14 protein-coding genes and 1 pseudogene are annotated in these 13537 nt (G+C 62.8%); 9 read left to right on the top strand and 6 right to left on the bottom strand.

What is annotated here, in order from left to right; translation table 11 throughout:
• The 4 genes and pseudogenes from FJ938_RS08530 to FJ938_RS08545 all read left to right on the top strand — a co-directional run.
• The coding region (locus FJ938_RS08530; RefSeq protein WP_140692816.1) for an NAD(P)-dependent oxidoreductase at positions 1-436 on the top strand (436 nt) is incomplete at its 5' end.
• 6 nt (positions 437-442) lie between these two features.
• On the top strand, positions 443-1144 hold the full coding sequence (locus tag FJ938_RS08535) for a DNA alkylation repair protein (protein ID WP_140692818.1): 702 nt from the start codon (positions 443-445) through the stop codon (positions 1142-1144).
• Positions 1145-1298: 154 nt separating this feature from the next.
• Positions 1299-1484 (top strand): annotated as a pseudogene (locus FJ938_RS29840) (GNAT family N-acetyltransferase); the annotation flags it as partial.
• Between the two features lie 241 nt (positions 1485-1725).
• A complete protein-coding gene (locus tag FJ938_RS08545; RefSeq protein WP_140606942.1) occupies positions 1726-2289 on the top strand; it encodes a DUF3299 domain-containing protein in 564 nt (187 codons plus the stop codon).
• 12 nt (positions 2290-2301) lie between these two features.
• Here FJ938_RS08545 and FJ938_RS08550 read toward each other — a convergent pair whose 3' ends face one another.
• From FJ938_RS08550 to FJ938_RS08565, 4 genes are all read right to left on the bottom strand, one after another.
• The gene (locus tag FJ938_RS08550; protein WP_006205209.1) at positions 2302-2793 is read right to left on the bottom strand and encodes an Lrp/AsnC family transcriptional regulator; all 492 of its coding nucleotides are present in this window, start codon (positions 2791-2793) and stop codon (positions 2302-2304) included.
• Positions 2794-2900: 107 nt separating this feature from the next.
• Entirely contained in the window at positions 2901-3575 is a 675-nt protein-coding gene (locus tag FJ938_RS08555; protein WP_140606943.1) for a uracil-DNA glycosylase family protein, read from the bottom strand.
• Positions 3515-4126, bottom strand: coding sequence for a glutathione S-transferase (locus FJ938_RS08560; RefSeq protein WP_140606944.1), 612 nt, complete (start codon positions 4124-4126; stop codon positions 3515-3517). Before FJ938_RS08560 ends, FJ938_RS08555 begins: the two co-directional genes overlap by 61 nt.
• A 31-nt stretch (positions 4127-4157) precedes the next feature.
• Positions 4158-4781, bottom strand: coding sequence for a thermonuclease family protein (locus tag FJ938_RS08565; protein WP_140606945.1), 624 nt, complete (start codon positions 4779-4781; stop codon positions 4158-4160).
• Positions 4782-4857: 76 nt separating this feature from the next.
• Here FJ938_RS08565 and FJ938_RS08570 point away from each other — a divergent pair, with 76 nt between their 5' ends.
• Positions 4858-6378: an ATP-binding protein gene (locus FJ938_RS08570; RefSeq protein WP_140606946.1), complete on the top strand. Its 1521-nt coding sequence runs from the start codon at positions 4858-4860 to the stop codon at positions 6376-6378.
• A 24-nt stretch (positions 6379-6402) separates the two neighbouring features.
• On the opposite strand, the gene FJ938_RS08575 is transcribed toward FJ938_RS08570, so the two are convergent.
• Positions 6403-7401: a nicotinate-nucleotide--dimethylbenzimidazole phosphoribosyltransferase gene (locus FJ938_RS08575; protein ID WP_140606947.1), complete on the bottom strand. Its 999-nt coding sequence runs from the start codon at positions 7399-7401 to the stop codon at positions 6403-6405.
• Between the two features lie 197 nt (positions 7402-7598).
• Here FJ938_RS08575 and FJ938_RS08580 point away from each other — a divergent pair, with 197 nt between their 5' ends.
• Both FJ938_RS08580 and FJ938_RS08585 read left to right on the top strand, forming a co-directional pair.
• The gene (locus FJ938_RS08580) at positions 7599-7829 is read left to right on the top strand and encodes a DUF1289 domain-containing protein (protein WP_140692821.1); all 231 of its coding nucleotides are present in this window, start codon (positions 7599-7601) and stop codon (positions 7827-7829) included.
• Between the two features lie 10 nt (positions 7830-7839).
• Positions 7840-8544, top strand: coding sequence for a TIGR02281 family clan AA aspartic protease (locus tag FJ938_RS08585; RefSeq protein ID WP_140606949.1), 705 nt, complete (start codon positions 7840-7842; stop codon positions 8542-8544).
• 2 nt (positions 8545-8546) lie between these two features.
• Here the strand turns inward: FJ938_RS08585 and dusA are convergent, their stop codons facing one another.
• Entirely contained in the window at positions 8547-9536 is a 990-nt protein-coding gene (dusA, locus tag FJ938_RS08590) for a tRNA dihydrouridine(20/20a) synthase DusA (RefSeq protein WP_140692823.1), read from the bottom strand.
• Between the two features lie 536 nt (positions 9537-10072).
• On the opposite strand from dusA, the gene FJ938_RS08595 reads away from it, so the two are divergent.
• Both FJ938_RS08595 and FJ938_RS08600 read left to right on the top strand, forming a co-directional pair.
• The gene (locus FJ938_RS08595) at positions 10073-10420 is read left to right on the top strand and encodes a hypothetical protein (RefSeq protein WP_140606951.1); all 348 of its coding nucleotides are present in this window, start codon (positions 10073-10075) and stop codon (positions 10418-10420) included.
• The gene (locus tag FJ938_RS08600; protein ID WP_140692825.1) at positions 10389-13427 is read left to right on the top strand and encodes a hypothetical protein; all 3039 of its coding nucleotides are present in this window, start codon (positions 10389-10391) and stop codon (positions 13425-13427) included. The genes FJ938_RS08595 and FJ938_RS08600 overlap by 32 nt, the downstream gene beginning before the upstream one ends.
• Positions 13428-13537: the final 110 nt, after the last annotated feature.

The following is a 13537-nucleotide window of genomic DNA, read 5'->3' on the forward strand; positions in this document are numbered from 1 at the left end:
CTTCGACAAAGCCAGGCCGGTCATCGACGCCTACGCCCGTATGGTCGGACTGATGGGGTCGGCAGGCGCCGGCCAGCTCACCAAGATGATCAACCAGATCTGCATCGCCGGGCTGGTGCAGGGACTGTCGGAAGGCATCCATTTCGGCAAGAAGGCCGGTCTCGACATCGAGAAGGTGATCGAGGTGATCTCCAAGGGCGCGGCCGGCTCCTGGCAGATGGAGAACCGGCACAAGACCATGAATGCCGGTAAATATGATTTCGGTTTCGCCGTCGACTGGATGCGCAAGGACCTCGGCATCTGCCTGGCGGAAGCCGACCGCAACGGCGCCAAGCTGCCGGTGACCGCGCTTGTCGACCAGTTCTACAAGGACGTGCAGGCCATGGGCGGCAAGCGTTGGGACACGTCCTCGCTGCTGGCGCGGCTGGAGAAGTAGGCGCCCATGTCCCTGCCCGCTCCAGGCTGGACCGCGCAGGAGGTCGTCGCGCATCTGCGCTCGATCGGCACCGAGGAGAATCGCCGCGGCATGGCGCGGTTCGGCATCAACACCGCGACCGCGCTCGGTGTTGGCAATGTGGATTTGCGGCCCTTGGCGCGCAAGCTGAAGCGCAACCACGAACGGTCCCTGGCGCTGTGGGACAGCGGCATTCGCGAAGCGAGGCTGATCGCTTTCACTGGTGAGCCAAAGGAGATCACCATTGAGGAATGCCGCCGCTGGGCCGGCGATTTCGATTCCTGGGAAGTTGTCGACACTGTGTCGGACTTGTTCGTGGACACGCCGTTCTGGCGTGAACTGATCGAAGAGTTCGCGGCCGACGAGCGCGAATTCGTCCGCCGCACGGCCTTTGCGATGCTGGCATGGGCGGCGGTGCATCTGAAGAAGGAACCTGACGCGACGTTCCTGCCTTATCTGCGATTGATCGACGCCCATGCCGGTGATGAACGCAATTTCGTCAGGAAAGCGGTCAATTGGGCGCTGCGGCAGATCGGTAAGCGATCGGTGACGTTGCATGCTCCTGCCCTCGCCCTGGCGCAGAAATTTGCGGTTTCCAGCGACAAGACCAGGCGTTGGGTCGGCAAAGATGCCGCGAAGGAACTGTCAGATGCCAAGACGCTCGAACGCCTCGCCGCCAGAAAAATCTGAATACGCCGATATCCGTTTCACCGAGGTGACACCGGCAACACGCGTCAGCTTCGAGACCTTGTTCGAGCAGCCCGGTGCGCCGAAATATTGCTGGTGCATGGCCTGGCGACACGCCGGTCGCGAGCATATCCAGAACGACGAGAAGAAACGTCGGATGACGGCGCTCATCGACGCCGGCACGCCGGTCGGCATCCTCGCCCATATCGACGGAAAGGCCGTCGCCTGGTGCTCGGTCGCGCCGCGCGAGACCTATCGCAAGCTTTCAAGGCAGCAGGACGACGCCGAGACGGGCGTCTGGTCGATCGTCTGCTTCTACGTGCCAAGGGCTTTGCGCGGCGGCGGGCTTGCTTCGGCATTGCTCGATGCGGCCATCGAGCACGCCTTCACCAAGGGGGCGCGCGTCAGAGGCCTATCCGGTGGACGAGGCGTCACCGAGCTACCGTTTCATGGGCTTTCGCGACATGTTTGCTGCTCGCGGTTTCAACGAGACCGGGATGGCCGGCTCTCGCCGACATGTGATGAGGCTCGAGCATTGACGCCATTGGGCTCGAAGTCTTTACTCCCCAGCAAGGGAAGCGGCCATGAACTGTTTCAAGTCGATCATAGCGCTCGCGGCGGCGCTGTCTCTCTCCGTTGCCGGCGCCTCGGCCGCGACCATGCACATCTTCTGGAAGGATTTGCGCCCGGCCACCCAGGCGCTTACCGAAGATGCCGGCCTGCCGATGATCGCGGCAAAATTGCCCGACCATGGCGAGACGCTGTCCGTTGGCCTGCAGGACAAGATCATACAATTAGCCGGCTATGCATTGCCGGTCGATCGCGACGGCGACCTCGTCTATCAGTTCCTGTTGGTACCGTGGACGGGCGCATGCAGCCACATGCCGACGCCGCCGCCCAACCAGATCGTACTGGTCACACCAGCCCATCCCTACAAGATGTCGGAAGCTTACCAGCCGGTCGCCGTCACAGGTGCCCTGAAGCCGGGCATGGAGAAAAGCCAGCTGTTCATTCTCGATGGCGTCAGCGTCATTCAGTCCGGTTACACCGTCCGCAAGGCGGAAGTGGTCGGGGTCGACACTGTGTCTGACACCATCACCCTGCCGGTGAACTCGCCCTGGACATTCCTCAACAAGAAGAAGAACTGATCGACCGAAAGCTCAGGCGGCGTTCGCGCCCGATTCCTTGTCCAGCACCATGTAGTCGAGCGGGATTTCGGTCGTGTATTTGATCTGCTCCATGGCGAACGACGAGGACACGTCCCGAATCTCGATCTTGGCGATCAGCCGCTTGTAGAACGCGTCGTAAGCGGCGATGTCGGGCACCACGACGCGCAGCAGATAGTCGACGTCGCCGCTCATGCGGTAGAACTCGACGACCTCGGGAAATTCCTGGATGACTTCGGAAAACCGCCGCAGCCATTCATGGCTGTGCGAATTGGTGCGGATCGACACGAAAACGGTGACGCGCACATTGACCTTCTCGTGGTCGAGAATGGCGACGCGCCGCTTGATGACACCCTCCTCCTCGAGTTTTTGGATGCGGCGCCAGCATGGCGTGGTCGACAGGCCGACTTTCTTGGCGACATCGGCGACAGCGAGCGTCGCGTCCTCCTGCAGGAGGCGGAGAATTTTTCGGTCAAGGCGGTCCATCGGGGGCTCCTGAGGAATAGTTTCGCTATATTCCCTTTTATTCAGGCCATTCACAAGAAAGAAATTCTGCCGGCTGGCTTGAAAGCAGGTGATTTCTTGCTGAACGCTCAGCCGATGCGATAGCGGATTTCCGACCGCAGGAAAGGCAGCAAATCCATTTCGAACCATGGATTCTGCTTCAACCAGCCGGTGTTTCGCCAGGACGGATGTGGCAGCGGCAGCACTTTCGGGCCGACAGAATTGTCCCATATGGCCCGCCAGTCCATCACCGTTTCCGTCACCGAGGGACGGCGCGCGGCGCCCATATGCCACGACTGAGCATAGATGCCGATCGTCAGCACCAGGTCGATCTTCGGCATCAAGGCCATCAAAGGCGCGCGCCAGGCCGGCGCGCATTCGCGCCTTGGCGGCAGGTCACCGCCCTTGGCGTCCTGGCCAGGGAAGCAGAAGCCCATCGGCACGATGGCGAATTTCTCGATGTCGTAGAACTCGTCGCTGGTCACACCAAGCCAGTTACGCAGGCGGTCGCCGGAAGCGTCGGTGAACGGCATGCCCGACAGGTGCACCTTGGTTCCCGGCGCCTGGCTGGCGATCAGAATGCGGGCGCTGGACGATGGCCGCAGCACCGGTCGCGGCTCATGCCGCAGTGGCTTGCCGATGGGATTTTCGACGCAGATGCGGCAGGTGCGGACCGTCGCGGCGAATCTGTCCAGTTCCACGCTCAAGCGGCGGCACTCGGCCGGCTGGAGATCGCCTGATACCAACGCAGCACATTGCTGCATTCCTCCGGCACCTTGATCCGTGCCGGCTTCATGAAGTCGATCGCGATCAGGCCGGTGATGTCGGCAATCGAATAGCTGTCGCCGGCGGCGAACTCCCGATTGGCCAACTCTCCGTCGAGGAGTTTCAGGAACGCGACCGCCTTCGGCTTGTTGGCCTCGCCCCATTCGGGGATCTGTGGGATTTCCCATTCCTTCATCGCCGGATGGATATGGCGAAAGGCCTGGGCGACGCAACTGAGCAAATTGAACTCCATTCGTCTTTGCCACATCTCGACCTGTGCCTTGCCGAGCGCGCCACGTCCGAACAGGGCTGGCTCCGGGTGCAACTCCTCGAAATAGCGGCAGATGGCGACGGATTCGGTGATGACGGTGCCGTCGTCAAGCTCCAGCACTGGCAGGCGTTGCAAAGGGTTGCGCGAACTCACCGCTTCGTTCTTGTGCTCCAGCGCGCCCATGTCGATGGATACCAGCGGAACCGAGATCCCCTTCTCGGCGAGGAAAATGCGAACCCGCCGCGGGTTGGGCGCCCGGCCGCCGTCGAAGAGTTTCATTCGATCCTCCTTCCCTTCCACCAGATACGCTTCACCAGAAGCGAAAGATCTCTCGCACGGCGTCACCGATCGACGCCAGCGTGCCGTGCTTGCGCTCGACAAGCTCGCCGCGATGGCTGGCGCGCCAGTCCTGCGGCTGGTCGAAGGTACCCGCCCAGATACCAACCTTTGTCGCGCGCGCAATCGCTTGCTCGTTTTCGAAGTCACCATAGGCGACGGCCCAGCCGGCCTCGACCTGAGCGCGGTTAAGATCGGTACCGCCGGCCATGCAGTGGCCGAGTAACCGGCCATAGCGATCGCGTTGCCAGCCGCTGCAGGTGACCGGCCGGCTGGCGATCAGGCGCACCAGCGATTGGCGCGCAAGCGTACCACAGGGATAATCGGCGCCGTTCTTGCGGCAGGTTTGGGTGTATTCCGGGGCGTCGATGCCGCGCATCCGGATGCGTTCGGTGCCGAGCGTAATCGAATCGCCATCATTGACGACGGCTGCACCTTGCGTCTTGCGTGTCTCCACCCGGTCGAGGCGCGCCGCCAACAGGATCAGCAGGCCGAGAATGATCACGGTCAGCCCGTAGTCCAGCATTTTACGCCGCAGGCTTCTCGGGCGCGGCACCGCATACCGCCGGCGCGGCCTTGGTGACCAGGAACGGCTCATATGGCAAACGGTTGGTTAATCATTCGAACGTAGCTTAACGCCTTGAAATCGCTGCGCGCATAAATTGAAGTCTTTGATGCCCCTGCAACGCTCGAACACAGCGGACAAGTTCATTGTGGACCGCAGGAAACCGCATCGCAACAGCGATGTGGCGCGCGCGGTGCGCAAGACGCGCGACCGTCTTTCGCAGCAGGCGGGCAATCCCGATTTCGACCGCGAACTCCTGAAACTCCACGCCCGCGCCATGACGAGCGGCGCCGTGGTCATCCCGCTACTCGTGCTGGCGATCGCCGCGACGGGACGGTTCGCCGGCGTCGGCAACGAGATCGGGCTCTGGGCGCTGTTCACGCTCACCTGCTACACGATCGTCGCCTTAATGGCGCGGCGCATTGAGCGGACGGAGGCTTCCGAGATCAATCCCTCGCAGGCGCGAAGGGAGTTCCTGGCCGGCCATTTCCTTTGCGGTCTCGGCTGGGCCTGGTTCGTCTGGCTCGGCTGCGGCGCCTGCGCCCTCGACCAGTTCCAGGTGGTCAAGGCGGTGGTGCTGCTGCTTGCCATGGCCGGGACGGCGGTCATGGCCTCGTCCCTCAGCGGCGCACTGTTGGCAACCTTCGCCGTACCGGTGGCGCTCTATGCCTATACCGGGGCCAAGCTGTGGATGCCGGTCGAGGCGATCATGGCGGCGCTGCTTGCCCTGTCGTTGCCTTTCTTCGCCTATGTCGCCCGTCACATCAATCGCTCCTCCTTGATGCTGTTGTCGTTCCGCTCCGAAAAGGACGCGCTGATCGCTGAGCTGGAAACAGCGAAATCGATGTCGGACGAAGCACGCCGGCGGGCCGAGGATGCCAACTTGGCAAAGTCGCGCTTCCTCGCTTCGATGAGCCATGAATTGCGCACGCCGCTCAATGCCATTCTCGGCTTTTCCGAAGTGATGGCGAACGAAGTGCTGGGGCCGATGAGCAATCCCACCTATCGCGACTACGCCCACGACGTGCATGATTCCGGCCAGCATCTGCTCGATCTGATCAACGAGATCCTCGATCTGTCCCGCATCGAGGCCGGCCGCTACCAGCTCAACGAGGAACCGGTGATGTTGCTCAACATCGTCGAGGATTGCTGCCATATGATGGAGTTGAAGGCACGCAACAAGGACATCCGCGTCGTCCAGGATTTCGAACCGACATTGCCACGGCTGTTCGCCGACGAGCGTGCCGTGCGCCAGATCACACTCAACCTCCTGTCCAATGCCATCAAGTTCACCGCCACCGGCGGCGAAATCCGCGTCCGCGTCGGCTGGACGGCTGGGGGTGGGCAATACATTTCGATCAAGGACAATGGCCCGGGCATTCCCGAGGACGAGATTCCTGTCGTGCTTTCGGCCTTCGGCCAGGGCTCGATCGCCATCAAGAGCGCCGAACAGGGCACCGGCCTTGGCCTGCCCATCGTGCAAGGCTTGCTCGCCATGCATGGCGGCGAGTTCGAGTTGCACTCCAAGCTGCGCGAAGGCACAGAGGCGATCGCCATTTTCCCGCTGAGCCGAGTGATGGAAGAACTGCCGGCGCTGCCGACCGCGGCGGTGGCGGCGCGCAGGCGGTAGAGGATTTCATCGGTGCGCGGGTGGCTATAACCGCACTGCTGCTGCCATTCCCGAACTGGTCAGCGCCGCCGCCTTGACCAGGCCCGCGGCAAGCGCTGCCCCTGCCCCTTCGCCGTGGCTGATACCCAGGTCGAGCAGCGGCCGCAAGCCAAGCAACTCGGCGGCCCTTGCATGCGCGGGCTCCGGCGACAGGCTGGCGAGAACACAATGGTCGAGGGCTGCGGCGTTCGCGGCATACAGCACCGCCGCGGCCGCGGTTGCCGCAAAGCCGTCGAGCACCACCGGGACGTTCTGCATCCGCGCGGCGAGGATGGCGCCGGCTATCGCCGCGAACTCGCGGCCGCCGACCCTGCGCAGCACTTCGAACGGGGCTTCGAGATGGCCGCCATGAAATGCCAGGGCCGCATCGACCACCTCCGCCTTGCGGGCCTGCATGGCCGCATCGGCGCCGGATCCCGGACCAATCCAGTCGGCACCCCTACCTCCAAACAGCGCTGCGAGCAGGGCGGCGGCGACAGTGGAATTGCCGACGCCGAGGTCGCCAAGGCAAAGCAGGTCGGTGCCGCCGGCGATCGCCTCCATGCCAAAGGCCATCGTGGCGGCACAGCCACGCTCGTCGAGTGCAGCATCCTCGATGATGTCGCCGGTCGGGATGTGCAGGGCAAGATCGAACACCTTCAGTCCGAGATCGTTGGCAATGCAGATCTGGTTGATAGCCGCACCCCCGGCCGCGCAAAGCTCCACCGCGTTGGCGGTAGTCGCCACCGGCCGTGGCGAAATGCCGTGCCTGACAACGCCATGATTGCCGGCAAAGACAGCCATCAACGGCCTTATCACGGCGGGCGGAGCCCGGCCGCTCCATGCGGCAAGCCACGCGGCGATGTCCTCGATGCGGCCGAGCGAATTGCGTGGCTTGTCGGCCTTGGCAAACAGCGCGCGCACCCGCGCTTCAGCTTTGAGGTCGGCAGCCGGCAGGTTGTCGAGCAGGTTGCGAAAATCGTCGAAAGGCAGCGCGCTGGTCATGTCGTGAGCAATCATTCCTGGAGTTGGTGAGCGGCATAGCCGCGTTGCGCGATTGGCACAACCTTCCCTGATCATTGTCCCTGGTTGCCGCAAAGGCGGCCGCGGAAGGCGTGATCGCGAGGGCTTGCATTGGCTTTGCCGTTGCACCATGTGGGAGTGGAAGAGCGGATTCCGCACGGATCCCTCGAGAGAAAGTCATGACGGCCATCGAATCTCCCTGCATCCTGGTCTGTTCGATCGATATGAAAACCGGCTTCTGCTTCGGTTGCGGCCGCACGCGCGATGAAATCGGCGCCTGGATGAGCATGACGCAGGAAGCACGCCGCAATGTGATGGCTGAACTGCCGGCTCGGCTGGAAACGGTCGAGCGCCGGCCTCGCCGGGAAACGCGCCGCACCCGCATGGCGCGCGAACGCGACGCACTTTGATGAGGCGTTGATGGGCCGGTTATTCTGGATAGTGATGGCCGTGATCGGGGTAGGAGTGGTCCTGCTCATGATCAACGATTCCGCCGGCAGCACGCTCGGCATCGAGAATTATGATTTCGGCCGGCTGATCTGGCTTGGTGCCTTCGGCGCCCTCATCGGCGCCGGCCTGCTTCGCTCCGGCCGCCCCTTGGGCGCCATGGCCCGCAACCTCGGCGCTTGGGTGGCCATCGTGCTCGCGCTGGTCGCAGGCTATCAGTATCGCTACGAACTGCAAGATATCGCCAGCCGGGTCACTGCCGGCCTCGTTCCCGGCAGCCCGCTGGCGCTCGGCGTCGAAGACGGCCATGCCACGGTGACCCTTGACAAGGCCGACAACGGTCATTTCGAAGCGCGCATCCTGGTCAATGGCAATCCGGTAAGGGCCGTTGTCGACACCGGCGCGACCAGCACCGTGTTGACTTCGGAGGATGCGCAAGCCGCCGGCTTCAATCCGGCCGCGCTCAACTACACGATCCCGGTTTCGACAGCCAACGGCATGGCACGCGCCGCGGCGGTCAAAACCGACCAAGTGGCGATCGGCGGCATCGTGCGCAAGGACATGTCGGTGATGGTCGCCGCGCCCGGCATGCTGAGCCAAAGCCTGCTCGGCATGAATTTCATCGGCTCGCTGTCGGGTTTCGACGTGCGCGGCGATCGTATGATCCTCAGGGATTGAGGTCAGGCCGCCTCGGCTGCGGCTCCGCCGAACTCGACAGCCTCGAAGGCCTTCTTCAGCAGGGCAGGCCCGGCACCGGGCCGCGTCGCGTCCGTCGACAGAATTTGGCGGTAGCGCCGCGCACCGGGCAGCCCATGGAACAGCCCGACCATATGGCGGGTGACATGGCCCAGCCGCCCGCCCTGCTCGATGTGGTGTGCCGCATAGTCCGCCATCGCATCGATCAGCGCGGCGAAATCGAACGCTTCGGGCTTCGCGCCGTAGAAGGCGGCATCGACGCCGGCCAGAATGCCGGGCGTGTGGTAGGCGGCGCGGCCAAGCATGGCGCCGTCGACATGGTCGAGATGCACGCGCGCTTCTTCAAGCGACTGAATACCGCCATTGATGCCGATGAATTTGTTCGGTTTTCCAGCCTTCAGCCGATAGACCCTGTTATAGTCGAGCGGCGGGATGTCCCGGTTTTCCTTGGGGCTCAATCCCTCGAGCCACGCTTTGCGTGCATGCACCCACAAAGCGTCGGCGCCGGCAGCGAACACCTGGTCGGCCAGCGCATCCAGTGCCGGCTCCGGATCCTGTTCGTCGACGCCGATCCGGCACTTGACCGTGACGGGTATTGCTACCGCCGCCTTCATCGCCGCGACGCAGTCGGCGACGAGGTCGGGCACTTTCATCAGACAGGCGCCGAACATACCTGACTGAACGCGGTCGGACGGGCAGCCGACATTGAGATTGATCTCGTCATACCCGAAGGCCTCGCCGATGCGCGCCGCCTCGGCAAGTTTTGCGGGATCAGAGCCGCCGAGCTGCAAGGCGATGGGATGTTCCGCCGCATCGAAGCCGAGCAGCCTTTCGCGCGCACCTTGGATAACTGCGTCGGCGACCACCATTTCTGTATAAAGCAGCGCATGGCCCGTCAGCTGGCGATGGAAGAACCGGCAATGGCGGTCCGTCCAGTCCATCATCGGGGCGATTGCGAGTTTTGCTTCCAGCATGTATTCGTTTCTGGCAAGGCCGGTCAGTGTTGACCCAATGAACTGCGGCCCAAGCCTATGATCTTGTCTTTGCTTTTCAAACGCTTGCCGGGCGAGCAATGCCGCGACTCTGCGGTTTGTTTGCCGCTCGTTTGAATCGGTTTAGAGTCACAATTTATTTCAAAATGCAAGAGGCATATTGAATTATCCACAAATTGGAGTAGCTTTTTAGCTATTGCTAATAAAGGGAGGCAGGCATCCACATTGGGGGCGTGCCACGGAGGGGGTCATCATCATGGCCTATTTGTTGCCTAATAGCATTCGCCGACTGCGGATGATCCACGCGCGCGGGATGCGTCCTCGCAGAAATGCCTGATCGGGGCATGAGCGAAGGGCCTGGAATGCCCTCGACGCCCTACCCCCGATCCATTGCATTACTCCAGTTTCTTTAACGAGGACGCGTAGCGCCGGCCTTGCCGGCGGATGCGCGCCCATGCGGCCGGTTGCCGGCGTTGGGGCCGATTTGCACCTGCCGCATTAAACCAGGGAGAATCTCGATGTCGCTCGACATCCCGTCCCAGGACATCCTAGTCGACGAGCCCACCGACCTAACGGACGACGATGTCGATCCGTCCATTGCGCCGGACAGCGCCAACACCACACCGCAATATCTTCCAAGTCGCTACGGTCTGGGCGGACTGACCTCACCGGAGGTCATCTTTCAGGCCGACTTCGTGCAGGCCACGGCAAACGTGGCGGAAACCATCAGCGCCGTCGCCGCCCCATCCGCTTGGATGGGTTCGGGTGATCATCGGAAATCAACTGCAAACAGGAACGCTCCAGCGCATTGGCCGCTGAGCAGGGAGGTACACCATGTCAATTACCATCTTCGGCAAAGTCATTGAGGACGAAAACCTAGGACTGACAACTCTTGCGACGGACAGCGACGCCACCGATTCCGACGACAACGTCACGCTATCCACTTTCCAGACCAATATTTCATCCTCGCTCGGGGACAGGCTGACGGCGCTCGGCATTTATCCCGATACGACCACCGCCAGCGGTACGACCAAGGCGATCGGCATCTCCGAGGACACGACGATCGTCAGCACGACCGACCAGAATTTGAAGTTCACCGACAGCAGCGGATTGGCGTTGAACGGCGTCGACACCGGCTTCAAGGCTATCGACGGCCAGGAGATCTTCCTCTACTCCGACTCGAGCAACCCCGACATCGTGCTCGGCCGCGAGCTGAACAGCACCGGCACAGTCGCCTTCGCCCTCCTGCTGCAGCCAACGAGCAACGGCGCGACGATCTGGGTCGTGCAGTACGAAGCCCTCACCAACACCAACCCCGCGGCGGGCGAGGACGCCAACACCCTCAATCTCTCCGACCATGTCTACGTCAGCGGATCGTCCAGCTCCACCACCACCACATCATTCAACATCGGCACCAAGAAGCCCGGACAAAACTATTGGCTGTCGTTCACGAGCAGCAGCGACGTTACGGCGAAGGTCCTCATGACCGGGCTCGACGCGAGCACGTCCAGTCCCGACACCGTCAACACCAGTTCGGTCGGTGACGGCAGCAACACCCAGTCGATCACTCCCGGCGGGGCCTTGCGCTTCGATTTCGTCTCGAGTTTCTCGGGCGGCTCGACGAAGGACAAGGCCTTCCTCACCACCGGGTCACTCAACACCCTCGCCTATACAGAAGGAACGGGGGCGAGCTTCGACATCAGCCAGGTAACCCCCACTGGCAGGTCGGTGAACGTGCAGATCATCGCCCAGAACCAGACCAACTCAACGTTCAACAGCACGGACACGAGCACGTCCACCAACCTGGTCGCGCTCGGCGACATCCAAGTCTACAGAGGGACGATCCTACTCGCCGATTCGGCCATAGCTGGCGCACAAAACGGCATCACCTTCGGCGGCACCCCCAGCGCCCCCAATGGGATCGTCAACGGCCTCACCGTGGGCGAGAAGGTCCGATTCACCTCCCTGAGCGGCGCGCAATTCGACCAGTTCGTGGTCGAGAACATCATGCCCCCGGGCAACAATCCGGGCTTCGACATTCTCAACGTCACGCAAACGCAGACGACGACGACGCCCACCACCGAGACCCAGGAAGTCGGCTCGCGCATCATCTTCGAGGACAGCGTGCCGAGCGCGAGCGACAAGACGGTGACGGGGGCGGTCGACGAGGACAAGCTGTCGACCAATCTCCTTCCGGACAAGGACGGCAGCGACATGGCGACCGGCTCGGTGACGACCCTGTTCAATCCGGGCGTCGATACGCCGCTCTCCTACCGGCTTTCGACTGACACCTCCAGCCTACCAACGGACCTGGTATCCGACGGGACGGCGGTGACCTACGACCCAGTGACGAGCAATGGCGGGGTCGACACCCTGACCGCGAAGGCGGGCACGACAACTGTATTCACGCTCGAGCTGACCGAGGCGACGGGAGTCTGGACCTTCACGCTTTTGGCGCCCGTTGATCAGGAGCCCGGCGCGGACGACTCGAGCGTCACCACGATTGACTTCAGCTCGATCGTCCAGGCGACCGACGCCGACGGCAGTACGGCCACCGCCGCCCTCGCGGCGCTGACGGTGACGGTCGTCGACGACGTGCCGGAAAACTTCACGCCGGTGCCGATCGCCAGTGCGGACAACATCCAGGACGCCGCCGGCTCGACGGCCACCAAAAACCTGACTGGCGGTGCGAATGATCCGTACCCCGCCCTGAACATCGATGACCACGCCGGGGCCGACGGCTTCGGCGCCCTGACCTTCACCGGCACGAACGGCTCGCAACTCACGGGCCAGCTCGACAGCGGCGCGACCGGGACCCCCCTGACAACAGCGGACGGGTCGGCCATCTACCTGTTCGGCTTCGGCACGGGCACGCTGACTGCGACGACCGACTCCACCGGCGTGAACGCTGCGGACGACGTGTTCACCATCACGACCGATCCGGGCAACAATCAGTACACGTTCGACATGCTGCAGGCGATCGGCAACGGCTCGCATACCCTCTTCAGCGACTTCGCCGACGTTCCGGCCGGTGACTACGCCTGGTTCTCGCTGCCGTTCAACCCGACGACGAAGCAGCCGGTCACCCCGGGCATGTCTGTGGTCTTCACCGGCAAGACTGCCGGCACGGACACGGTCAACCCCAGTTCGATCGGCACCGGCACTGACGCCCAGTCGGTCAAGGACGGCAACGCCATCCGGATCGACTTCGTCAACGACGTCCATTCGATCAACACCACGAACGACCTGAAGTCCCTCGGTACTCTCGGCTATGCCGGTCACTACGAGGTCAACGACAGCGGCTTTACCCTGGCCCAAGTCAATGGGTCGGGCGGCCCGAACGCGGCCGTCGACATCCGCCTCGACGCCTACGATGTCGCTCAAGGCCCGCTCGCCCAAGGAGGGACGTTCCCGAGCGATTCGGGTCAGGACGCGATCACCGAAGTCAAGCTCGTGACCTTTGACAGCAGTGGCAATGAGACAGTCCTCGCCGATTTCACCGGGGATGGGACGAAATCGATCACCTCCGGCGGCAAGACCGAGTCCGTGACGTTCAATTTCGCACCGACGGGGGACGTCAAGGGCGTGGATGTGGAGGGCCTCAAATACATTCCTGGCGTCTATATCCTCGCCAGCACCGCCGACGGGTTCGACCGCCTGGTCGCTACCAACGTCGACACGACTTACAACAACGCCAATCACTCGTTCGACGTGGGCCCGGTGAGTGCCGGAACCTTCGTCGCAGGCTCGGACGTCCACATGGCCTTCAACCTCGCGCTACAGGACTACGATGCGTTCCACAGCGTGCCGAACACCGGCCTAGAGGCAGGGACAGGCACACTCAACATCAACCTGACGGCGCCCACTGTCTAGGGATGCTTCGGCCGAGCCGGGAACCCGGCTCGGCCCTTTTTTGGGGGTGGGCAGTGGACCAAGCGAGCAGCGAGATGACCGGCGTGACCGCGGAGACCGAGCCGCCCGAA

It is taken from the genome of Mesorhizobium sp. B2-4-14, from assembly GCF_006442155.1.
GTDB lineage: Bacteria > Pseudomonadota > Alphaproteobacteria > Rhizobiales > Rhizobiaceae > Mesorhizobium.